The sequence below is a fragment of the Mesorhizobium norvegicum genome, assembly GCF_004919685.1.
In the GTDB taxonomy this organism is placed as follows: Bacteria; Pseudomonadota; Alphaproteobacteria; order Rhizobiales; family Rhizobiaceae; genus Mesorhizobium; species Mesorhizobium norvegicum.
This window is the reverse complement of the sequence record NZ_SMYZ01000086.1, coordinates 54,807-78,204: the sequence shown is the minus strand read 5'-3', so window position 1 is coordinate 78,204 and position 23,398 is coordinate 54,807. Positions and strand designations below refer to the sequence as shown.

General features: G+C 60.1%; 20 protein-coding genes and 1 riboswitch. Of the genes, 3 read left to right on the top strand and 17 right to left on the bottom strand.

Annotated elements, in window-relative coordinates; all coding sequences use genetic code 11:
* The first annotated feature begins 6 nt into the window (after positions 1-6).
* The 3 genes from FCU66_RS32295 to FCU66_RS41415 all read left to right on the top strand — a co-directional run bounded on the left by FCU66_RS32295 (position 7) and on the right by FCU66_RS41415 (position 686).
* Positions 7-180: a hypothetical protein gene (locus FCU66_RS32295; RefSeq protein WP_246094123.1), complete on the top strand. Its 174-nt coding sequence runs from the start codon at positions 7-9 to the stop codon at positions 178-180.
* 4 nt (positions 181-184) lie between these two features.
* Positions 185-376: a hypothetical protein gene (locus FCU66_RS32290; protein WP_136617767.1), complete on the top strand. Its 192-nt coding sequence runs from the start codon at positions 185-187 to the stop codon at positions 374-376.
* A 145-nt stretch (positions 377-521) separates the two neighbouring features.
* Positions 522-686, top strand: a complete 165-nt coding sequence (locus FCU66_RS41415; RefSeq protein ID WP_168991851.1) for a hypothetical protein — start codon at positions 522-524, stop codon at positions 684-686.
* A gap of 1,067 nt (positions 687-1,753) precedes the next feature.
* Here the strand turns inward: FCU66_RS41415 and FCU66_RS32280 are convergent.
* From FCU66_RS32280 to FCU66_RS32200, 17 genes are all read right to left on the bottom strand, one after another.
* Positions 1,754-4,618 carry an EAL domain-containing protein gene (locus FCU66_RS32280; RefSeq protein WP_246094122.1) on the bottom strand — a complete coding sequence of 955 codons (2,865 nt, stop codon included), beginning with the start codon at positions 4,616-4,618 and terminating at the stop codon, positions 1,754-1,756.
* Between the two features lie 293 nt (positions 4,619-4,911).
* Positions 4,912-5,025, top strand: a riboswitch (TPP riboswitch).
* Between the two features lie 292 nt (positions 5,026-5,317).
* Positions 5,318-7,444 (bottom strand): putative bifunctional diguanylate cyclase/phosphodiesterase, encoded by a 2,127-nt coding sequence (locus FCU66_RS32275; RefSeq protein ID WP_168991852.1) that lies wholly within the window; start codon positions 7,442-7,444, stop codon positions 5,318-5,320.
* A gap of 289 nt (positions 7,445-7,733) precedes the next feature.
* Entirely contained in the window at positions 7,734-8,240 is a 507-nt protein-coding gene (locus FCU66_RS32270; protein ID WP_136617769.1) for a hypothetical protein, read from the bottom strand.
* Between the two features lie 453 nt (positions 8,241-8,693).
* Complete coding sequence (locus FCU66_RS32265) at positions 8,694-8,906, bottom strand: hypothetical protein (protein ID WP_136617770.1); 213 nt, start codon at positions 8,904-8,906, stop codon at positions 8,694-8,696.
* A gap of 249 nt (positions 8,907-9,155) precedes the next feature.
* On the bottom strand, positions 9,156-10,355 hold the full coding sequence (locus tag FCU66_RS32260) for a mandelate racemase/muconate lactonizing enzyme family protein (protein WP_136617771.1): 1,200 nt from the start codon (positions 10,353-10,355) through the stop codon (positions 9,156-9,158).
* Entirely contained in the window at positions 10,355-11,263 is a 909-nt protein-coding gene (locus FCU66_RS32255; RefSeq protein ID WP_136617772.1) for a D-2-hydroxyacid dehydrogenase, read from the bottom strand. The genes FCU66_RS32260 and FCU66_RS32255 overlap by 1 nt, the downstream gene beginning before the upstream one ends.
* Entirely contained in the window at positions 11,260-12,765 is a 1,506-nt protein-coding gene (locus FCU66_RS32250; protein WP_136617773.1) for an aldehyde dehydrogenase, read from the bottom strand. The genes FCU66_RS32255 and FCU66_RS32250 overlap by 4 nt, the downstream gene beginning before the upstream one ends.
* Before the next feature lie 30 nt (positions 12,766-12,795).
* Complete coding sequence (locus FCU66_RS32245) at positions 12,796-13,539, bottom strand: ABC transporter permease (RefSeq protein ID WP_136617774.1); 744 nt, start codon at positions 13,537-13,539, stop codon at positions 12,796-12,798.
* 49 nt (positions 13,540-13,588) lie between these two features.
* The gene (locus FCU66_RS32240) at positions 13,589-14,356 is read right to left on the bottom strand and encodes an ABC transporter ATP-binding protein (protein ID WP_136617775.1); all 768 of its coding nucleotides are present in this window, start codon (positions 14,354-14,356) and stop codon (positions 13,589-13,591) included.
* Between the two features lie 68 nt (positions 14,357-14,424).
* Positions 14,425-15,423 carry an ABC transporter substrate-binding protein gene (locus tag FCU66_RS32235; RefSeq protein ID WP_136617776.1) on the bottom strand — a complete coding sequence of 333 codons (999 nt, stop codon included), beginning with the start codon at positions 15,421-15,423 and terminating at the stop codon, positions 14,425-14,427.
* Between the two features lie 63 nt (positions 15,424-15,486).
* Entirely contained in the window at positions 15,487-16,449 is a 963-nt protein-coding gene (locus FCU66_RS32230) for a dihydrodipicolinate synthase family protein (RefSeq protein WP_136617777.1), read from the bottom strand.
* A 112-nt stretch (positions 16,450-16,561) separates the two neighbouring features.
* The gene (locus FCU66_RS32225; RefSeq protein WP_136617778.1) at positions 16,562-17,677 is read right to left on the bottom strand and encodes an ABC transporter ATP-binding protein; all 1,116 of its coding nucleotides are present in this window, start codon (positions 17,675-17,677) and stop codon (positions 16,562-16,564) included.
* A complete protein-coding gene (locus tag FCU66_RS32220; RefSeq protein ID WP_168991853.1) occupies positions 17,664-18,815 on the bottom strand; it encodes an exo-alpha-sialidase in 1,152 nt (383 codons plus the stop codon). Before FCU66_RS32220 ends, FCU66_RS32225 begins: the two co-directional genes overlap by 14 nt.
* Before the next feature lie 42 nt (positions 18,816-18,857).
* The gene (locus tag FCU66_RS32215) at positions 18,858-20,066 is read right to left on the bottom strand and encodes a sialidase family protein (RefSeq protein ID WP_168991854.1); all 1,209 of its coding nucleotides are present in this window, start codon (positions 20,064-20,066) and stop codon (positions 18,858-18,860) included.
* Positions 20,067-20,106: 40 nt separating this feature from the next.
* Complete coding sequence (locus FCU66_RS32210; protein WP_136617781.1) at positions 20,107-21,576, bottom strand: aldehyde dehydrogenase family protein; 1,470 nt, start codon at positions 21,574-21,576, stop codon at positions 20,107-20,109.
* Positions 21,573-22,439, bottom strand: coding sequence for a carbohydrate ABC transporter permease (locus FCU66_RS32205; protein WP_168991855.1), 867 nt, complete (start codon positions 22,437-22,439; stop codon positions 21,573-21,575). Before FCU66_RS32205 ends, FCU66_RS32210 begins: the two co-directional genes overlap by 4 nt.
* The gene (locus FCU66_RS32200; protein ID WP_136617783.1) at positions 22,439-23,341 is read right to left on the bottom strand and encodes a carbohydrate ABC transporter permease; all 903 of its coding nucleotides are present in this window, start codon (positions 23,339-23,341) and stop codon (positions 22,439-22,441) included. The genes FCU66_RS32205 and FCU66_RS32200 overlap by 1 nt, the downstream gene beginning before the upstream one ends.
* Positions 23,342-23,398 lie beyond the last annotated feature (57 nt).

Genomic DNA, 23,398 nt, shown 5'->3' with positions numbered 1-23,398 from the left:
AACGACGTGCTGGTCAAACACGTCGATGACCAATGGATCGTTCGCATCGTTGAGGACGGCAAGGCAACAGTTCAAGTGTTCAAGACGCAGGTTCACGCCGAGAATTTCGCACACAGCCACCGAAATAGGCTCGGCCTTCCTGGCGAGCCACCGATACAGCCGACCAGCAGTCAGGAGTGAACAAGTGGATGAGACAATCGACTTCGTCGTCAATGACGTCCTCGATCTCGGTGGATATTCTGATTCCGGGGTCTGTGTGACACTGGTCGACCTCGAAAGCGGCCGCGTTCGTCTCCACCTCACTGCCGTTACGGCAGAGCTCCTCTGTGAGCGCATTGCCGATGCGCTCGAACGCCGATATGGCAACGGCAATTGACCGAAGGGCAGTTCAGTATCCCAGCTTAGACAGGCAAAAAATGGCATCGTTAATCTGGACGAGGCTCCGCGAACGAACAGGCCGAGCTGCAAAACCACGACCACAGCAAGTCGTCCCTATAGTAGTGGCAACAGCATTGCTGGGAATGGTGAGCGTCATCAATAGGGAGATTGCCGACCAGGAAGATGATTATGTGGCCTGTCTGATCGACACTGCGGCAAAGATCATGAAAAGCCAAACCGCAAAGGATCCGGCTGCTGCGCTGGACCAAGCTGAAAAAATTTGCAGGCCGCCACCGCAAGTAACCTGAGACCGGCGTCAAACACACAATATCACATTAGAGCCGCGTCGCAGGTCGCGCATCATGGACACGCTGGACATTGCGCCATCTCACGAAAAGCCCGCCGCGCCTTTCGGCGCGGCGGGCCTCCTCCTTCGAAGCTGGAGTGTCAGCAGCTCCAGGAGGTTTTAGATCTCCTCTTCAGCGCCGAGCCAGTTGCAGGCAAAGTTGACGCAGGTCGTTATCATACGTGCCCTCGTTGTTGATGACAATCGACGCAGCGCTTCTTCATCCGCGCCAGCTGGCCGCTCGAGACGTTGGCAGCGATGCCAGGCAGATTGGGATGGGAGTCCCGATGGTCGGTGGAGCGGTCCCGACGCCAACGCCGACACCCAGATTGGTCCCGGTTCCGACCGCTGCGGTGGCGTTATCGGTCCCGAGTGTTACATTGGCAACCCCGTTTGTTCCCCCGACAGCAGGCGTCACGCCAGAGCTGCCGATTGAGGCAGTCGCGTTGGCGCTGTTGTCACCGATTGAGGCATTGGCACTACCGTTGGCCGGTGTACCGGAACCGCCGACGTTGGCGCTAGCGCTCCCGCCACCGACGGATACGCCCCCGACGCCGCCTATACTAATTCCAGCTGCATTGGCTGGCATGCATAGCAGTGCGAGAACAGCTCCGCTCGCAAGGCTGCCAGCGAGACATTTGAACATTCTTGTCATTCGAGGCCTCCCTTTAAATTGCGGCAATTGCGAATTCCAAGCAGTGCTGTCCTGACAACGAGCAAGCCGGGGCATAGATTTCACCATGAAGCATGTTTGGATACAACATGGATGATTATTTCAAAAATCAGATAAAACAAATATAATAAAAATTTAGTTCTATCATTCCCGTACAACAAGGTACCCCCATCGGCCAAGGTGAATGGGGAGACGAAAAGCAATTGCGCCAGGATTGTTGCTGAGCCGCCAAAGGAGCACGATCTCTCCGATGTGGTCCGCGACGTCGGAATTAACATACGCGACGCGATGGGGATCACCGGCTTCAACAATCTGCTTCCCGCTCTGGATCAGAGATTGATGCGGGCGAAAGATCGTTAACTGGCAGCCTCGGAATTAGAACCATCGTCAGCCCCGGGCCCATCAGATGCTCGGTCAATGTAGTCGCTCTGATCGAGCAAATTCTCGATGTCCCGGGCAGAGACTGGTTTGCTGAAGTGATAGCCTTGCATTTCATCGCAATTGTTTTTGAGCAGGAAGGCCACTTGATCGTCTGTTTCGACGCCTTCGGCAATGACCCTCATATTCAGCTTTTGACCCAACGAAATCACGGCGCTGGCAACAGCCTGATCGTTCTCGTCGTCGGCGACGTCGTTGATGAAGGACTTGTCGATCTTTAGCCGCGCAACTGGAAAGGTCTTGAGTGCACTGAGGCTGGAATAGCCCGTTCCGAAATCGTCGATCGAGATCTGAACGCCCAGGCCTTGCAGTTCGTTCATCGTGGCGACCGCCAATTCGATATCCTGCATGATAAGGCTTTCGGTCACCTCCAGCTCCAGATATCTGGCCTCCAGACCGCTGTCCCTGAGTGCATTGACGACGCGACCGACCAGGTTCCTTTCCCTGAATTGCCGTGCCGACACATTCACACAAACAGTCATCGGCGGCAGACCCGCATCCTGCCAGGCCTTGTTCTGCCGGCAGGCTTCATGCAGAACCCAGTCGCCGATCGGCACGATCAGACCTGTCTCCTCGGCCGTCGGGATGAACGTCATCGGCGCTACCACGCCCAGTGTCGGATGGTTCCAGCGGATCAACGCTTCTACCGCAAAGACGCGCCCTGAGCGAAGATCGACCTGCGGCTGATAGAGCAGCGCGAATTCCGAGCGGGCTAGGGCGTTTCGCAACTCCTCCTGAAGCACGAATTTTTCATGCGCCCTTGAGTTGAATTCGGGAGCGTAAAACTGGAAATTGTCGCGGCCGAACTCTTTCGCCCGATACATGGCTGCATCGGCATTGGCCAGGAGTGCTTCCGGGTTCGCGCCATCCTTGGGGTAGTTCGCGATGCCGATGCTGGCTGTTGTTCGCAATTGATGCTCTCCGAGATGAACCGGCTCTGCAATCGCTGTGCGGATCTTTTGCAAGGTCTCCGAGATGAGATCGACATTCGTCGGTTGATCGAACAGGACGATGACAAATTCATCGCCACCAAGTCGCACAACGGTGTCGGTCGCCCTTACGCATTCGACCATGCGGCTGGCGACAATCTTCAGGAGTTCGTCTCCGGCATTGTGGCCGAGCGTGTCGTTGACGAGCTTGAAATTGTCCAGATCGATGAACACCACCGTCACCCCGCGGTCGTACCGCTTTGCGTACAGGACGGCTTGCGAGAGCCGATCCCCCAGCAAGGCGCGATTGGGAAGCCCGGTAAGCACATCATGATTGGCCATGAAGTGGATCTGATCTTCAGCCAGTTTGCGTTCGATGGCGATCCCGGCGATGCGGGTCGTGAAATCAATGAGCCGCGTCTCGGACTCTATCGGTTCGCGCACCGTCATCGAATACATCGCAAAGACACCCAACACGGCGCCCTGATGTGACAGGATCGGTGTCGACCAGCACGAACGATAGCCGTGGGCGGCCACCAGTTCACGGTAATCCTCCCACAGGGGATCCTGCATGATGTCGGCGACAATGACCGGCTCCCGCCGGTAGACGGCGGTTCCGCAGGATCCCACCTTGGGACCGATGGCGATCCCGTCGATCGCGCTCGTATAGTCTTTCGCCAGGCTCGGCGCCGCACCGTGCCGCAAATGGCTGCCGTCCTTGTCGAGCAGCAAGACGGAACCGAATATGCCCGTCAGCTGGGATTCAACGAGGCGCATGAGGTGGTCGAGCACGTCCTCGAGCGGAGCGCTCATCGCGATCATTTCCAGGATATGCGCCTGCCCGTTTCGAAGGACGTCAGCCTGCTTTCGGGCAGTGATGTCATGGGCGATGCCGACAAGACCGAAAATCTCGTTCTCAAGATTGCGCAACGGTACCTTCGTCGACGAGAGCCATTTGCCGGCGCCCAAGGCATCTACGATGAACTCTTCCTCGTCGATCATCGGTTGTCCGCTGTTGACGACGTTCTGCTCGATCAGGCGAAATTTCTGCGCAAGTTCCGGGGCATGGAGATCAAAATCGGTCAAACCGATCATGTCGCTTGTCTTCTCCCGGCCACTGTCGGACGCAAGGGCGCTGTTGACCACGACGAAGCGGCTTTCAGCGTCCTTGACCCACAGGTAATCGGGCACCCAGTCGATTAGCGTCTGCAGCGAGATGCGCTCGTCCGCGATCAGACGATTCGCGGTGAGTTCCGTAATGTCCTCATGCGTGGCCACCCAACCGCCATCGGGCATAGGTTGGTGGCAGATCTGAATTGTCCGGCCGTCGGCAAGATTGGCCATCCAGGTTCTCGCAGCCGTGCTCGAATTGACCGACCGCGCCAATGCGAGATAGGCGTCGGCAGCCATAGCGGATGTCCTGGCAGCGATGCGGCGTTCGACGATTTCACCCAGTGTCAGGCCCGGCTGCATTTGCTCGGGCGCAATGCGGTAGATCTCCGCATAGCGACGGTTGGACAGGATCAGCCGTTCATCAACGTCGAAAAAGCAGATACCTTGCGAGATGTTGTTGATCAACGTCTCGAAACGAAGCGCCTGCCCCTTGAGCGCGGCGATCGTGGCCTGAAGCTCGCGCTCGAGGATTTCATGCGAGACGGCCGCCAATTTTGTCAGGGCGGCCAGACCCGCCGACTCGGGTGCTTCGTCGGCTTGCCTGGATGATTTCGTGACCAAACAGAGTTCCTCCGGTTTGGCGCTTGGAGCAAAGCAAAGAGAGCTGCCTTGCAGACTGGAAGTGGCGAAGAATATTCCAGATGTACTAATTGCAGATGAATCGGCCTCAATGCTGGGCACATCCGAATATGCCCAGGCAAGTTGTTGAGAGTAAGCTATCGCCGTCAGGCTGTTCTTGGCTCTGCGGCGACGCGACTGGTCGATAGCCGGTCGGATTGAACGTCAAGGTCAATCAGGACCGCCGTCCAAAAGGTTGATAGCGCGTCTGGCGCATTTCGCCTGAAACTCGACCCTGCCAGTGCCTATGCTTGCTGCCGAATTGATCGACACCGCCTCAGCGCATAACCGATCACCATCGGGCAGCGACCGCGCCGGATGCATTTCACAAATATGGCGGCGACCGTTCAATTTGACGCATTCATCAGGGGAGCCCCGCTAAGGGCTGAAATGCTGCTGGTTCGCGGCACCGTGACCCGTTGAACCTGATCCAGTTCATACTGGCGTAGGGACGATGCAAGCGCTTTGCGGGGATCTGGCGGAGCGCCTGCGCATCCCCCACCACAGCGCGTTAGTGAGACGAGCAGCGAAGCACAATCGCGATTGAGCCGAACTAACGTTCATCGCAGCCTCGACATTTCACCGATTGCCGTCGCTTCGTCTATGTCCCTGGTAGCAGATCAGCAGATCAGCCGAGGCGTCCCGTCTTTGATCGAAGCGAGGAGGACCGCAGCCATCACCAAATGGTCCTCCGACTTGCCGTTGTCGTTAAGCAAGGAATCAGGCCCATATTCTAGTTGCGCCGATCTCTGCTGAAGCAGGCTAAGCTACCAATTCATCATTTTTGTGCTTGCAAAGCAATTCACTCGCCTTTTCCGCCGTCATAGCCTTGCCGAAATAGTATCCTTGGCCAAAATCGCATCCCATTGCGGTCAGCTGCCCAAGTACGTCAGGGTCCTCAATGCCTTCGGCCACAGTTGGGAGACCAAGACTTTTTGCCAGGCTCAGGATTGCATCGACGATCTTCTCGCTTTCACTGTTTAGCGGCATCGATTGAACAAATGAGCGGTCGATCTTGATTTTGTCGAACTTCAGTTCGCGCAAATGGTAGAGGCTTGAATACCCTGTGCCGAAATCATCGAGCGACACCTTTATTCCTATCACCTTTAAGGCCCTCAGGACCAACTTGGCGGTTTCGATGTCACTTATAAGTGCGGTCTCAGTAATTTCGATTTCTAAACGCGCGGGAGGGAAGCCCTCTTGGTTCAAGATCGCGAGAATTTGGGTCGGAAAGGCAGCGTCTCTTAGTTGTATGGGTGATACATTGAGAGCCACGGTAGTGTTCTCAGGCCATTGTTTAGCATCCTGGCATGCCCTGCGAAGTATCGACCACGTGAGATCGCCAATAAGACCAAGATGCTCTGCAATCGGGATAAACACGTCAGGGGGAACCGACCCGCGCACTGCATGCTGCCATCGAGCCAGCATTTCAAATCCGTAAATGCTGCGATCTCGCATATCGACAAGGGGTTGATAGTGAGGCTCTATCTCTCCTGCGGCAAGCGCCGTCCTAAAGTCCATCTCAAGAGATGCTTGTCCTCGCAGCTCTTCATCCATGCTCTGTTCAAAGAAGCGGAACGTGTCACTGCCGTCGCGCTTTGCTCGATACATTGCGATGTCAGCCGCGCGTAACAGGCTTTCGGGATCATCCCCGTCACCTGGGCAGGATGCGATGCCGATGCTCGCGCTTATCTCGACTCTGCTTGCGGCGGCAGTGATGGGTTCCCTGATAGCTGTGAGCACTTTGCCGGCCAGGCGGAGCACAACCTCGCGGTGCGTCGGCACGTCCGTCTCGATGATAATCGCAAACTCGTCGCCACCCAGACGAGCGACCGTGTGGTTCTTTCCCTCAGCCTCACGGAGGCGACTTGCAACTTCGCACAAGACGAGATCGCCGACCGGGTGGCCTTGCAGGTCGTTGATCGGCTTAAATCGATCAAGATCGACCATGAGCACCGAGCAGATCGTAGAACCTTGCTTCGCACGGGCAACGGCAGATTCCAGATCGCCAAAGAAAACTCGACGATTTGGCAAACCTGTCATGGGATCATGTCGCGCCAGCGCCTGGGCTTGTTCCTGAGCCGCCTGCGTCGCCTCGTGAGCATGTTCCAGAGCGAGCGCGTTAGCCCGAAAGACGTCAAATGCCTTTGCCATGTCGCCGATTTCATCACTACGATTGATTTCCGGGACTCGAACGTCACGGTTTCCGCCAGCAAGACCGGAAAGCGCTTGGGTTATTGCACCCAACGGACCCGTGATTTTTTGACGAACGCAGACTAAAATCCAAATCGCGAAAAGAGTAGCAGCGCCAGATATCGCAAGCATTATTAGCAGTGTGTTGTGCACGATCTGCGCGGCGTCATTCACCGCTGTTCGCGCCTCGGATTTGTTGCGATCTATCTGTCGATCTAGGGAATCGACAGTGCTTTGAAAGAGTCGTTCCGACGCACTGTCATTTCGAGCCGGCATGTCAGCCGCACCGCTGGCGCGGTCTCCTGTCCACGCGTCATGTAGCGCAAGATAAGCTGTGAGTTGCAGCCGGAATGGGTCAAGGTCCGACCCGTGGCTCTGGCCCAGGGCAGTCGCATAATCGTCTTCAAGATATTCGATGGCGCGCCGGTGGTCGTCGGCCATCGACTCTATCTGATCCTTTGTTTTTTGGTCGGGCGCTAGCGCACGATAAATCTCGGACATCCTGAATTCAGTAACGCGATCATCAAGCTGGTAGAGTGTCTGCATCGATGGCAGCCATTTTTTGCCAACGGCAGCGGTCGTGCTTTGAATTTCAACCAACCTCAACGAGGCATATACCGCCAGACCGAGCACAATCACGACAAACGCCGTAGTGAACAGCGTAAGCAATGCTCGAAGCGAGAGCGTCGAACGCATGACATCCCCTGAAGGCATTAGCCGAAAAAAGGCTACCCCCACTTAAGGTTGCACGCGGCAAGTTAAGAATTCCCTCTTTACTGTTCTGTGGTCTTGGTCGCTCACCTCTAGCGGCAAATTGGTGAAACGGCCCGGCAATGACCATGAGCCGTCAATCTCGAAGCCGCAGCTGCTCTTGAAAAGGGATTGGTTTGCCGCAGTTGCTGACATTCCCGAGGATGCGCCCGTAGGCTCAATCCGACAGCGCCGCGACCGAAACCATCGGGAACAACGGTGAACGTCGGGTGACCTAGAGTTTTACCGGACGGCTCTTGTACATTGTGTCAACGAATCTTTCGATGTCGCGGCGATCGGGCCGGGAAGGACAGTTGGTTAAGAACCAACGCTCAAGCTCATCAGAAAGCGTGCGGCGATGTTGTGGGTATTCATTCTCAACTACGAACATGGCGCAGAACGCCGCGGCTGCAATCCAATCATATTTTGTAGGCCGCCCTCCCTTATTAGTCACCGGCCCCATGGGCCTTGGCGCCTTTTTCGGCACCCTGACTAAGACAACCTCTCCACTCTCTGGTGAATACTTGCCTAGATGCCGACCATTGACCTTTCCGAACGACAGTATGTCTGTCGCTATAGGCCCGCTCCAAACCGCGCGCTCGATGGGAAATAGTTCGCCCGATGGATTTAAGCGAAAAGCCTCAAGCTCTCCAGCGACAAGCAATGCCCCCACTTTCTCCACCCCGTTGTTCGCCGCGAACTCATTAATTTTCCGGAATCCAACCGGGATGAAGCCACCCATTTGCCAAACCCTTCACTCAATCAGGCGGATTATATTTCCCGGCGCTGATGCTATGATGCCTCGCAAACTCGCTGCAGACAATTCCAGCAAAAAATAGGTGCCGACAGCGTCGGTGAGCATATTTGCCGTACGCTGAGCCAAGCGTATTATCTGTCTACTCGCATCAATCCGGCGCGAGGGAGCGTTAGTTCTGCTCCCACGCCGTGGCGCGACTGGCATAAGCTGCGGCGCGAATACTCCGGCTTCAGTTTCTAGAAAGTGTCTATGGCGCTACGGACCACCGCCGCGATCAGGGCTAATGCATCGGCCGTGCTGTCGGGCTCGCCCTTTTCAAAATCGCCTTCGGTCTGCCCCTAGTCGGCGTGTACTTCCCCAACCTCGCCGGTTAGGCCCGCCAGCCCGCCCGCCAAGCCCCCTGGCTGTCGGGCCGCTACGATTGGTGAGGAAAGGATTTCAGCACCGTTCGTCGAACAAAACCGAGCAGCCCCGCGCAAGAGCTACCGTCGAGAGGGCGTTCGCCGCCACGTCGTCCGATGACATGAAATCGCCGGTCAGCACCCTCAACTCCTCCACGCCCTCAGCCATCGACACGAAATTCCCGACCGCGCGATCGCGTTTGCAGGCCTCGACCACGCAAAGCAGATCAATCATTTCGAAGCTATGCATGTTCAGCCTCCAGAGGAAAACCGTCCCTTTCGAGATCATAAACGCGTTCGCGAGAAATAATGTTGCCGGCCCCCTCCGCCAAAAGCTGGCGGCTGCACTGAATGCCGCCAGCGCCGCCGGGCACTCGCTCGCCACTGTGCTCGCATCTTGGGTCCGTACTGCTGGGACCAAACAGGAGCGGCCCTCCAGTCTCCGATCCTCCGCTTGTCTTGAGCGAGGTGACTGGGATTTTATAACGAGGCTAATGGGTCAATCTCGCCAATAGCTGTCCGGTGGCGGGCCCCAGTCCGTCAGCACGCAGGAATAGACAGCCATTTCATCGAAAGGATAGCGCGCTTCCATCTCGGGGGTGAGCGTCAGACCGAGTCCTGGCGCGCTCGGGCGGATCAGGCGGCCACCCTCGATGCGCCCCTGGTCGCCGATCATCTCGGCGCCGAGTGGAAAATACAGCATCGGATATTCGACCAGCTTTCCGCCCGCGGCGAAGGCCGCGTGATAGCTGGCCATGATCGCGGCGGCACCGCCCCACGCATGCACCACAACGTCGGTGCCCCTAGCCCTTGCCGCCTCGAACACGTCCATGACCGCCGAAATTCCGCCCATCACCGAGGCGTCGGGCTGGACGAAGTCATAGACGTCGGCGTTGATGCGCTCGATCATCTCCTTGGGCGTGGTGACAATCTCGCCGCCGCAGACCGGCACATCGATACGGCCGCGCAGTTCACGAAAAGCATCAGGCTGGTCAGGGCCAAGCGCTTCCTCGACAAACACCATGCGCCGGTCGGTGATGGCGTGGACGGCCGCTACGAAGGCCACCACATCGTCTACCGCCTGCGGCGGATCGGCAAGGTTTTGGCACATATCGACGCCAACCTTGATGCCGCGTCGCCCGGCCTCTTCCAGCACCCAGGCCGTGCGCAGGATATCGCGCTTGACCGAACGGATCTTGTAGATCTCGATACCGAGCGAACCCAGCATATCCAACTCACGCAGGAACTGCTCCTTGGCATCGCAACAGCCGCCCGAGCCGTAGATCTGGATCGATTGGGCCTGCGCCCCACCGAGAAGCGTGTAGACGGGCACACCGAGGCTTTTGGCTTTGGCATCCTGTAACGCAATCTCGAAGGCCGCGATGACGTGGCGCGCGGCCCCTTGAAGCGACCAGTAATCGCAAAGGCTGCGAAGATCCTTGACCCGGCGATCAATGTCGAAGCCATCGCGGCCGATCACCTGCGGACGGCAAAGGTCAACGATCGCCTGGAACACCAGCGGTGCGAAGACGGCGAGGTAACCTTCGCCCAGTCCGGTCACGCCATTGTCCAGCGTGACCTCCACCATGCCAATGGTGCGTTTGGGCCCATTGGGGAAGCATTCCTTGATTTCCGGATCGTCCGCATCGGCGTAGGCCGACGATAACAGGACGCAGCGGATGTTGGTGATCTTGGCCATTAGTATCCTCGTGAAAAATCGACGATGCCCTCGAGTGGCGTGCCGGCGCGAAAGCACGCCAGGTTGGCCAGGAAGACACCTATCTTGCGATCGAGCTCATCCGTCGTTCCGCCGCCTGAGTGCTGCGTTAGGATGATGTTTGGGCAGGTCCAGAACCTGTGCCCAGCAGGCAAGGGTTCATCGCGGGTCACGTCGATCACGGCGCCGCCAAGCCGGCCTCGCTCAAGCGCGTCGGCAAGCGCGTCCTCTTCCAGGATCGAGCCACGTCCGAAATTGCAGAAGGTCGCTCCTGGAGGCAAGTTGGCCAGTCGGACGGCGTCGAAAAGACCCGACGTGGCGGGGGTGGCAGGTGCGGTGCACACAACCAGATCGGCCTCGGCAAGCGCCTTGTCGAGCCCCGCGATACCGTCTCGCGTGATCGGCGTGATCGCGCAGCCGAATGGCGCCAGCAGTTCAGCTAGCCGCCGGTTGATCGCGCCATAGCCGAACAGGACGACGCGCGCCCCGCGCAACACGCGCAAGTGCGTGCGCAAGGGATCGCCAAGCCACTGTTTGCCCGCCTGGAGAAGCACCAGACGGTCGATACCCCGATAGAGCGCGAGAATGCCGGCAAGCGCCGATTCAGCGACCGGGTTGGCAAAGAAGCCGGCAAGGTTGGTAACCAGCGTTTCACCGTGGCTGCGTTTCCAGTCGAGGCCCGCATATTCTCCGAACCCCACCGATTCCAGTTGCAGCCAGCGCAGGTTCGGGTTTGCCGCAACCTTGCCAGGCTCGGGATTGCCGAAAACGATGGCGCTGTGGCAGTCGGCTTCGGCCTCCATCAACCTGACCGGAATATCACCCGCGCCGTCCCTGAGCCGCGCGACCTGCTCGTCAGCAAATGCGCCGCAGACCGCAATATCCATCATAGGGACACCGAGGGCTGCGCGGTACTGATCCAGATCGTCTTGGTCTGCAGATACTGATCCATGGCCTCGGTGCCGTTGTCGCGGGCAAGCGAGCCGGAGCGCTTGTAGCCGCCAAAGGGCGTCTTGACGTCACCTTCCGAAAAGCCGTTGACGGAGACCGTCCCGCAGGGCAGCCGCCGCGCCATGTGGATGGCGCGGTCGATATCCTTGGTAAACACGGTCGCGTGCAAGCCGTAGTCGGTATCGCGTGCGATCTGAAGCGCCATCTCCATTCCAGCGACCGGCAGGACGCCGAGGACAGGGCCAAATATCTCCTCGCGAGCGATGCTCATCGTGGGCGTCATATCGGCAAAGACAGCGGGCTCGATGAAGTAGCCTGGCCCCGTCGAGCCGCCGCCGGTCAGCAAGCGGGCACCTTCGGCCGATCCGCGCTCGATATAGCCCATCACGCGAGTCCGGTGTTCGGCGGTGACCATGGCGCCAATATTGGTCGCCGGGTCGAGTGGATCGCCGACACGGAATGCCTTGGCGCGGACGGTGACGCGATGAGCGAACTCCTCGGCCAGACTGCGGTCGACAAGCTGCCGCATGTTCGCGGAACAGTTCTGGCCACCATTCCAGAAGGCGGACATCGCGGCATGCTCGATCAGATCGTCAGTAAGATCGGCATCATCCAGCACGATGAACGGGCTTTTGCCACCCATCTCCAGGCCAATCACCTTGAGATTGCTCTCGCCGGCGTAGCGCAGGAAATAACCGCCGACCTCGGTCGATCCGGTAAAGGAAACGATGTCGATATCGGGATGACGGCCGATCGCCTGACCCGTGGTTTCGCCGAGACCGGGCAACACGTTGAGCACGCCGTCCGGAATGCCGGCTTCCTGCGCGAGTTCGGCGAGGCGCAGGACGGACAACGGCGTCTGCTCGGCGGGCTTCACCAGAACGGAGCAGCCGGCAGCGAGCGCGGGCGCCATCTTCCAGGCTGCCATCAGCAGCGGGAAATTCCATGGCAGGACGAGACCGACGACGCCGGCAGGCTCCTTGACGATGAGGGCCAAGGCATTCTCTCCGGTCGGCGCGACCTTGCCGAAAGACTTGTCGGCCAGTTCGCCATACCACTGAAAGAAGTTCGGAACCTCTCGCCCGATCTCGTTGGCGCAGTCGGTGATGGTCTTGCCGCTGTCGATGCTTTCGAGAACGACGAGTTCGTCGGCATTGGCGCGTACGAGGTCGGCGAGCCGCAACAGCGCTTCCTTGCGAAACTCGGGAGCCCCGCGCGACCAGACGCCGTCGTCGAAGGATTTGCGGGCAGCCTTGACGGCGCGGTCGACATCGGTGCCGCCGCAGTGCGCCACAGCTGCGATGACCTTGCCGGTCGCCGGGTTGATGGTGTCGAAAGTCGCGCCGTCCGCTGCCGCGGCGAACTTGCCGTCGATGAACGCAAGGCCGTTCGGGGCCAGCTTGGAAGCGAGTGCGTGGGCGCTGTCTTTGGTCAGGGTCACGTCTATGTCTCCGTCGGATGCATTGAGAGGTCAGTGCGACTGGCGTCGCAGCGAAATGTGCCAGGGAATGAGAAGGCGCTCGGCGAGCGTGACCAGGCCGAACAAAGCCAGGCCGAGGATTGTCAGGAAAAAAATGCCTGCAAAGGCAAGGTCCGGACGCATGTTGCCGGTGACGATCTGGATGTAGAAGCCGAGCCCCTGGTCTGAGCCGATGAACTCCGCGATGGCAGCGCCGACTGTCGCGTTGATCGCGGCGTATTTGAAGCCGACGAAGCATTGCGGCAGCGCTGCCGGCAGCCGGACCTTGACGAAGGTGCGCCATGCATTCGCGCCGGTCGAGACGCTGAAGCGCGACAGTTCCTCGCTGAGCGAACTGAACGCGAGAATGGCGTTGAGCACGATGGGAAAGAAACAGACCAGGAAGACGATGATCACCTTGGGCAGCAGGCCGAAACCCAGCCAGGAGATGAAGAGCGGCGCGAAGGCGATCTTGGGTACCATTTCGACGCAGACGACAAACGGATAGATCGTGCGGCGCAGGATGGACGAGAATGCGATGGCGAGACCGAGCGGTAGCGCCAGTATCACCGCCACCGCATAACCCAGCACGACCTCCACGCCGGTGATCCAGGTGTAGTAGAGCAGCCGGTCAATATCCGCCCAGCCCTTGGTGACGACCACCGATGGGGGCGTCAGGATGTAGCGCGGGATTCCGAACCAGACGATGGAATATTCCCAGATCAGGAAGAACGCCGCGAAGAAGGCGATCGACATCCATGACCGCGCAATCCAGCGGACGGCGCGCTCCGGTGGAGAGGGTCGATCAGAGGACGCCATAACCGCGAAATATCTCCTGTGCCTGCCGGACGTAGCCGATGAATTGCGGGCTGCTCTTGACCTCGAAATCGCGCGGATAAGGCAGATCGACGGAAATGATCCGTTCGACGCGTCCGGGGCGCGGCGTGATGATGGCGACGTGGGTGGAGAGCTGGATAGCCTCCTCGATCGAGTGGGTGACGAACACAACGGTCGGATGGCGCTGTATCCACAGCGCCTGCAGATCGGTGCGGATTGCTTCCCGAGTCATCGCGTCGAGCTTGCCGAGCGGCTCGTCTAGCAGCATGGTTGCGGGCTGATGCACCAATGCCTGGCAGAACGCGGCGCGCTGCTGCATCCCGCCGGACAGTTCGTGCGGGTAGCGTCGTTGAAAATCCTCGAGGTGGACCGAAGCGAGCAACTCGTCCACGCTTGCGCGGTGGGCGGCTGGCGACAGGCCTCGCAGTTCCAGCTGCAGCTCGATGTTGCCCCGCACCGTGCGCCATGGCACCAACGTGTTGTCCTGAAACATGATGCCGATGTCGGTCTGCGGCCCGGCGACTATGCGCCCGTCGATCTCGATGCGTCCGCCGGAGGGCTCCAGCAACCCGGCGATCATCAGCATGAGGGTCGATTTTCCGCAGCCTGACGGACCGAGCAGCGAGACGAACTCGCCCTTCTCGATCTTCATGTCGACCGGCCCGAAGGCATGCAGGGCGCCGGGGCCTGCCCCGAACACCTTCTGCACGCCTGTAAGTTCGATAAGCGGATTCATCGACGGTTCAATCTGGTCCCGGCCGGAAGTGAGGACCGGAGTGACGGCAAGCCACTCCGGCCCGCCAATTACTTGACGAAGTCGTTAGTGTAGAATTGCGTGGCCTCGACCTTGGCGTCGAGGTCATTGTACTTCTTCATCAGCGTCACCATGCTTTCCCAATCCGACGGCACGTTCAAGCCAAGCGTCTTGTCCTTGTTAGCGGCCGAATAGAGAAGGCTGAGCGTCACATCGAGCACCGCGCGCGCCTGCGCCTTGCCCTCGTCCTCGTTCATCGTTCCGCCGACGATGTCGCCGATCGCCGCGATCGCGGCATCCGGATTGGCCTCGGCCGCCTTGTAGGACTTGATGGTCGCCTGCACGAAGCGTTTCACGAGATCCGGGTTTTTCGCGACCATCTCCTTGCGCGCCACGATGCAATATCCGATCTGGTTCACGCCATAGCTCGAATAAGGAAAGATCACCGGAGCGGCGCCGCCGTTCTTCTTGATCTCGGCCGGCTTGTCGTCGATGCCGCCAAGCATGCCCACCGTATCACCGGCGCCTTGCAGATAACTCGACACGAGCGCGCCGTCGGGGACATTGGTGAGTGTGATGTCGGAAGGCGAAAGGCCGGCCGTGGACAGTACGATCGGGAAGAACGTGTTGACGCCGGCATTGGATGTGGTGAGCAGCTTCTTGCCCTTGAGGTCGGAAATCTTGGTGATGCCCGCGTCGGGGCGAACCAGTACCGCATCCGCCCCCATGGCGTCGATCACCGCTACCGAGATCAGCGCGGCGCCCTGCGAGGCAAGGTTCACCATCGATCCGCACGAGCCATAGGAAAAGTCGCTGTCGCCATTGGCGACCAGGCGGTGCGCCGAGCCCGAACCGTTGCCTGAACGGATGTCGAGGTTGATGCCGGCATCCTTGTAGAACCCCTTCACCTTGCCGAGGGCGAAGCCGGCATGGGAGCCGTAGTACATCCAGTTGAGGCGCAGCTTCACATCGTCGGCCGCCTTGGCGGCGCCGACGAGCAGCATGGTGGTTGCCACGGCTCCAAACATCAAATTCCTGAAATTGGTCATAGCGGTCGCTCCTGTTGATTTGTTGCTTCTTGTTATGTTCCCGGCATTGTCGGCTTGCATTGTCTACTTGGCCACGAGGCGCGGCACGCCCGCGGCCCGCATCATGGCAAGCGTCTTGGCACGATAGTTTTCACGAATGTCGCGTGTTGGCGGGCGGCAGCGGCTCGAAGGCAGTCCGATCAGTTCCATGCACAATTTGTCGAGATAGCCGTCACCGCTCGTGTAGCCTTTCTCGATCTCGACCCACAGTTTGTAGAAGGGCATGGCCTCTTCCACCATCATCCGCGCGATCTCGGGGTAGTTCTCCGCCTTGACTTCGTCGATGAGCTTGATGCCCCATTCGGGCCAGTAGTTGCACAGATGCACCTCGAACGCCTGCGCACCCAGCGACGGCATCGCCGAATAGGGAAAGAACAGATTGTTGTCGATGATCGTGAAGCGTTTGGAAAAATTCGAGGTGACGTCCTCAAACTCCATCGCGTCCGTTCGCGGCGTCGCCCATTTCAGGCCCACCACGTTCTCGATCTTTGCCAGACGATCGATCATGCCGAACGACAGGCTCGTCGAGGTCCAGAATGTGTTGTAGACGATGATGCCGATGTTCGGCGCCGCCTTGGCCGCGGCCATGACGAACTCCTCGAAATCGGCTTCCGTGTGAGTGAAATAGAACGGGCAGGACACCTGCAGGAAGTCGAACCCCATCGACTGCGCCGCTTGCGCCAACCGCACCAGTTCCAGCGTGCTGGTCGATTGCCCGCCGAAGGCAAGGGGAACGCGCCCCTGCGCTTCGTGGACAACGGTTTCGCCAACGCCGATCCGCTCCTCGAACGACATCGTCGAAAAGTCGCCAGCCGCCCCGCCCGCCAGGAGCGTGGCATATTCGGTGTTCAGGCCATTGTCGATCAGGAAGCGGACATAGACCCTGATCGCCTGGTGATCGACCGGAAAGCCAGCGCTGTCCTCGAACGGCGTTGGTATTGTTACGTAGCATCCCGCCAGACGCGATTTCAATTTTTCAAAGTCCACAGTCGTCTCCCTCATGCAGGCCGGCACCGTCGCCGTCGCCCGCGGCTCTGTATGTTTCGCGTTGACCTTCGCACGCGCCGTCGGGTTGACGAAGCTGAGCGCAGGGCCAGGATCAGTCCCGCCCCTGGAGTTCCCGTGTGAGCGGTATCGTTCTGCCGTCCCGGGCAAACAGATGCGCCTTGCGCCAATCAACCCCGATCTCGCATTTTCCTGTCCCGACGCTTCTTGCTTCCTCATCGCCCTGGCGCATGATCAGCGTGCCTGCCGGATGCGTCGGCGCATGCAGGAAGCTCTCGCCGCCGAGCCGCTCGACAAATTCGACGTCGGCCTGCAGCCGCGGACCGGCCGTACGGTGCGTGTTGAAATGCTCGGGCCGGATGCCAACGGTCACGCTGCCTGACAGCGCCATCGGCTGCGCCAGGTCCAGTTCCACGCTGCCGCCGGTCGTTCCCGCGATCTGCAGCGTCAGGCGCGTGCCTTCCTGCCTCTCAACGAACGCCTCGAGAAAACTCATCTTGGGCGAACCCATGAAGCCGGCGACGAACCGGTTGCAGGGCGCGTCGTAGATCTGTGCCGGCGTTCCAAACTGCTCGATCACGCCATCGCGCAACACCACGATCCGGTCGGCCAGCGTCATCGCCTCGGTCTGATCGTGCGTGACGTAGATCATCGTGGCACCAAGGCTTCTGTGCAGCTTGGCGAGTTCGAGCCGCATCTGGACGCGAAGTTCGGCATCGAGGTTCGACAGCGGCTCGTCGAACAGGAACACTTCGGGCTCACGCACGATCGCCCGGCCGATCGCCACGCGCTGCCGCTGTCCTCCGGAAAGCTCCTTGGGAAGCCGGCCCAGCAACGGGCCAAGCTGAAGCGTGTCGGCGACGGCGGCGACCCTTCTGTCGCGCTCGGCTTTCGGCATGCCTTGCATCAGCAGGGAGAAGGCCATGTTCTCGGCGACCGTCTTATGCGGGTAGAGCGCATAGCTCTGGAACACCATGGCCACGCCGCGATTTGCCGGCGGCACGCCGCGCATCGGCTTGCCGCCGATGGCAACCGTGCCGCCACTGATCGGCTCCAGGCCGCAGATCATGCGAAGCAACGTCGATTTTCCGCAGCCCGACGGCCCGATGAAGACCAGGAATTCACCATGCTCGATCGTCAGATCGACGCCGGGGATAATGATCTTCTCGCCGTATTTCTTGGAGACGCCCGAAAGCTCAACCTTGGCCATAAGCAAGTCCTTCCTGGTGCCTGCCGTCAGCGTCGGGCACGAGAACGCTGGCATGGATGCCCGTGACGCCTTGGGAATCCTGCGCGTAGTAGACAACGTAGAGGCTGCCATCGGCGCGCAGCGCCAGCGATGGATAGCCCAGATCCCGGTTGGGAAGGTCTGAGCGGACCATGTAGGGACTGGCCGAATTCCAGCTGTTTCCCTTGTCTTGAGAGATGTAGAGCGCAATGCCGAAAGGCGCGCGCCGCCTGCCGGCGACACAGGCGATGCGGTCGTCGTCGAGTTCCACCATATCGGCCGGATAGTCTTCGATCCCGGTCGGCGACGGGGCGCTCCACGAGACACCTCCATCATTGGAACTGACGACATGCAGGATGCGCGAGACATTGTCGCGCAAGAGCATGACGATGCGGCCGTCGCGCAGCAGGATGGGTGCCGGTTCCTCGAAGGCATGCCCCTCGCCCGCCGCGACAAGGAGCGGCTCGGACCAGCTCTGGCCGCCATCGCCTGACCGCACGGTGAAGACGGCGGCATAGTTAGGCACGTCACAAAGCGGCAACATGATCTCGCTGTCGACCTCGATGCCGCCACGCATACCGTAGCCGCCGCTGAAAGGCGTCGTGTCGATGCGCTTCGAGGCGATGAAGGTGTTTCCGCCGTCAAGCGAACGATGAACCCATGTCTGCCCGCCGCCGCGCGCCCAGGGATAGTGTTCAACAAGCGCTGTCCTCTGGGGCGTCCAATCCTGAAGCTCGGCCGCCATGGCCTCCGCTCCCATCAATTCTTCCGGCCCCGCATATGCGTCAGGTGCAAGGTTGGCTTGCGCATGAGCAAGCGTATGCCAGTCGAAGCGCCACTGATTCAGCAACACGACACCGGAGCGCAACGGGGTAAGCCCGGCGCATTCCACGCCTTGCCAGCCGAAGCCAGGGACGACGGAAGGCGCCGACCAGCTTCTCCCCTCGTCCGCCGATCGCATCAGCATGTTGCAGTAGAGCGGGTCCTGCGGTGGATGCAGGATCCCGGCACGGCGGCGCGACTGCGTGAATACCAGCAGCCAATTGTCGTTGGCCGCAACAGCGAGATGCGGATGCGCGCTGTATGCATGCGGATCGCAATGGATCGTCTGATGATCCATTCGAGGTATCAAGGCTGCCGCGCCGGATTTCATCGTCGGAGCTCAGATCCGGAAGCGCGTGCAACGGACATATTGCAGCGGCTTCGGGTCGTCGCTCCACTCATGGTACGAGCAGACGATCGCGCCATCCTGCGTCTGGACGACGCTTGGGTAGCCGATGTGTTGATAGACGCCGGGATGATTCCAGTCGACATCGCCGCCCTCGATCTTGCCTGAGGCCGGCGCCATGCGGCTAGATCCGGGCGTCTCCGTCACGGTTAGGCCGGGCACGCCGCCTTCGCGGATGACGAACTCGCTCTTCACATCCCAGGTGACGCCGTTGTCCGAGATGATCGCGCGTACGCCGTAAGGCGGCCGGCGATAGCCGTAGACCATCAGATAGCGACCATCCTGAAGAGCGATGATCTCCGGCGGATAGCCCCAGATGTTGGTCCACTTCGGCGGCGTCCAGGAGAAGCCGTCATCCTCCGAGATTGTCATCACCATGTTCTTGGCGTCGCTGGTCGGGTTGACATGCGTGCGCATGAAACAGACCAGCCTGCCGTCCGCGAGCCGGACCAGGCCGGGCTCCTCATAGTCGATGATGCTGGCCGGGTCGTAGCCCAGCGTCGAGAAGTACTCCCAATTGTCGCCGCCGTCGTCCGAGCGCATCAGCGCCGAACGTGTGCTTTCGCCCTCGCCTTCTTCCTCATAGCCATGGATACGACCATAGAGGCCCATGAGCAGCGAGCCGTTCGGCAACTCCCAGCAGCCGAGGCGGCAGCCGCCATGCTTGAGCGGGCGGACATTGACGGGGATAGGCTGGGTCCATGTCTCGCCGCCGTCCTTCGACTTGACGACGAAGGTGCCGAGCCAGGCCTGCGTCTTGTAGGCCCAGGTCCAGTCGCCCCATTCCTTGGTGTTGGGATGCGAGCTCCATGACGGCTGTTCGGGCTTGATGCCGCGCTTGAAGAAGCCGGTGATGGTCAGATTGACGATGAGCGTGCCATCCTGCGTTTCGCAGATGCCGCAGTCCCAATTGCCTTGCGTTTCGGACCACGGCAGCACGACCTTTGGCGGGCTCCAGGTCTTGCCGCCATCCTTGGAGCGGGTCATCAGCGTCTGGCCGCTGTCGTGATGGAAGGGGAAACGCTCTTCGTTGAACACGGCGAGTATATCGCCGTTCTTCAGAAGCCGCGTCGCGATCTGGTTGACGCAATGCGCCGGGTCCTTGAAGATCGTGAAGTGCTCAACGTCTTTCATAACAGTCATTCCCTGATTTCCTCTTTTGGGATGTGTTGGTTTTTTCGGCCTACAGCCGAATTCCGATGTTTTTGATGCTGAGGTAGTTGCGGATGCCGGGCAATCCGCGCTCGCGGCCGACCCCGCTGTCCTTGATGCCGCCGGTCGGCGCCTGGACGCCGCCGATGAACCAGCCATTGATCCAGACCGAGCCGGCCTCGACGTCGCGGGCAAATGTCAGGGCGCGCGAGATGTCGCGGCTGTAGACGCCGGCGACGAGCCCGAAGCCGAGGCCATTGGTCATGGCGAGCGCCTCGTCGGCGGTATCGAAGGACAGCGCCACGGCGACGGGACCGAAGATCTCTTCGCGGGCCAGCGCGCTTGCCGGATCGACGCCATCGAAAATGGTCGGCTCGACGAAATAGCCGGTCTCGAGCCCTTTCGGACGACCGCCACCGAGCCGCACTGTCGCTCCCGATGCGCGGCCCCCGTCGATGTAGGATCGTACCTTGGCATGCTGCTCCTTCGAAACCAGCGGTCCGAGATCGCAATTGTCGAGGCCCCGGCCGACGGTAAGCCTGGCCGCGCCCTGCGCCAGCCGGTCGAGGAATTCCTCGCGGATCGATCGATGCAGCAGGAACCGCGACGACGACGAGCAGACCTGGCCGCTGTTGCCGAAAGCGCCGTCAAGCGCGTCGAAAGCGGCCCTTTCCAGATCGGCATCCTCGAACACCACCATGGGGTTCTTGCCGCCGAGTTCGAGGACCACGGGCTTCAGGCCCAGTGCCGCGCCAGCGTAGATCTTGCGCCCGGTTTCGACCGAGCCGGTGAAGGTGATGCCGCGCACCAGTGGATGCGAGACAAGCGCCGCGCCGGCCTCTTCGCCAAAGCCCGCCACGACATTCACCACGCCATCGGGCAATCCCGCTCTCTGGCACAGTTCGGCAAAGGCCAGCGCCGTCAGCGGTGATTGCTCGGCAGGCTTGATCACGACCGTGCAGCCCGCGGCAAGTGCCGGCGCCACCGAGCGCGCGACCATGCCCAGCGGATAGTTCCATGGCACGATATGGCCGGTCACGCCGACCGGCTCCAGCATGGTGAAGTCGACGACATCGCGACCCAGCGGGATCGTCGACCCTTCCATCTTGTCGGCGGCGCCGGCATTGTAACGCAGCGTCGCGCACACTCCCCTGATGTCGCCGAGCGCCTCCTTGACCGGCTTGCCGACATCGAGCGTCTCGAGTAGTGCAAATCGTTCGGCGTCCGATTCCAGCAAATCCGCGAGCTTGAAGAGCAGCCGTCCGCGCTCGGCCGGGCTCAAGCCGCGCCAGTCGCCATGCAGTGCGCGGTGCGCGGCCCTGACCGCAATGTCGATATCGCCAGCGTCGCCGCGCGCCACGATTGCCAACACCGCTTCTGTGCTGGGGTCGATCGTTTCGAATGTTCGACCCTCAGTGGATTTCTGCCACTTGCCTTCGATGAAATGCTGGGCCGGCAAAGGATCGACAAGATCGGTGCGGGAATAGGTTTGTACCGTCATTGTTTCACGCTGCCCTGGGAAAGACCCTGGATGAAATAGCGCTGCAGGAAACAGAACAGCAGCAGGCTGGGGATACTCAGGATGGTCACCGCCGCCATGGCGACGCTATAGCCCTCGATCTGGGTCTGCGTTCCGACCACTGGCGTGAAGGCTGCTATGCCGACCGGAAGCGTCTTCATTGACTCGTCGAAGGTGACCAGCAGCGGCCACAGGAAATTGTTCCAGTTCAGGGTGAAGATGATGACGGAAGCCGCGATTGCCGGCGCCCGGGCGAGCGGGAGCGCAATGCGGAAGAACAGGTTGAACGGTCCCGCACCGTCCATTTTCGCGGCCTCCTCCAGTTCCTTGGGGAACGACAGGAAAAACTGGCGGAAGATGTAGACGCTGAAGACATTGCCGATCGATGGCAAGATGAGGGCCTGATAGCTGCTTGCCCAGCCGATTTTGACAAAGCCAAGCAGCAGCGGGATCACCGAAACCTCGGTGGGTATCATCAGCGAAGCGAGAAAGACGTAGAACAGCGTATCCCGACCGGGAAACCGCATGCGCGCTAATGCATAGCCGGCCATCGCGCCGAACAGGACGCAAAGGAAGGTCGATACCGTCGCCTGCACGACGCTGTTGAAGCCCCAGCGTATGACGGGGTAATCGAAGACCTTGATGTAGTTGTTCAGGGTGACGCGGTGGGGAAGCCATTCGATGTCCTTGGTCATGACATCGCCCGGAAACTTGAAGGAAGTCGACACCATCCAGACGAAGGGCAACGCCCAGAGAACGGCGATGGCCATGCCGAGCGGCCAGATGAAGAGATCCGCTCTCTCGAGGCCGCGCGCCTCGAGCTTTTGGTCCAGCCAGGCGGTCATCATGCACGCTCCCTGAGAAGAAAGCGCTGGACCACGGTGATCGCCAGGATCAGCACGAACAGCAAGAGGGACACCGCGGCGGCGTAGCCGAACAGGTTCCTGACGATGGCGAGATTGTAGATATAGTGGATCGGCGAGGACGAGGAACTGGCCGGGCCGCCATTGGTCATGACGTAGACCTGGCTGAAGATGCGTAGCGTGGAGATCAGCTGCAGCGTCACCACCATGCTGATGACGGGTCGCAGATGCGGCAGGATCACATGCTTGAAGCGCTGCCAGCGGTTGGCGCCATCCACCCGCGCCGCATCGATGATCTCGCCTGGAATATCCTGCAAGGCGGCCAGGAACAGCACGAAGGCAAGGCCCAGATCCCACCAGACCGAGGCGATGCTGATGCCGATCAGCGACCAGCGCGTGGAGGTGAGCCAGGGGATGTCGTCGAAACCGAGAAATGACAGGTAGTAATTGACGAGCCCATACTGGGTGTCGAGCATCCAGACCCATACAAGCCCAATCACCGTCGCGGACACCACCGTGGGGGCGAAAAACAGCGTGCGCGCCAGACCCGATAGCGGATAGCGCTTGTTCACGAAAAGCGCGAACAGCAAGCCGAGCCCGGTCACGCAGGGAACGATGACGAGGCCGTAGAGGAAGACGTTCTTGAAGGCGACCGCGACCCACTGGTCGGTGAACGCCTTGTGGAAATTGTCGAGGCCCACCCATTTCGGCGTGCCAACGATGCTCCAGCGCGTGAACGAGACATAGACGCCGAACAGCACCGGAAGGATGTTGAACAGGAAGAACGGCAGCGCGAAAAAGGCAACGAGCAGATAGCCGGCCCGATCAGTCTGATGGCGCTCGGCTCCGAAGTCAGCCTGGCCTTGCAAGATTGCCGTTGTCATGTCGATCTGTCCGCCTTGCGGCAATGGTCAGGAGGGGCCCGTCGCGATGTTCGGCGC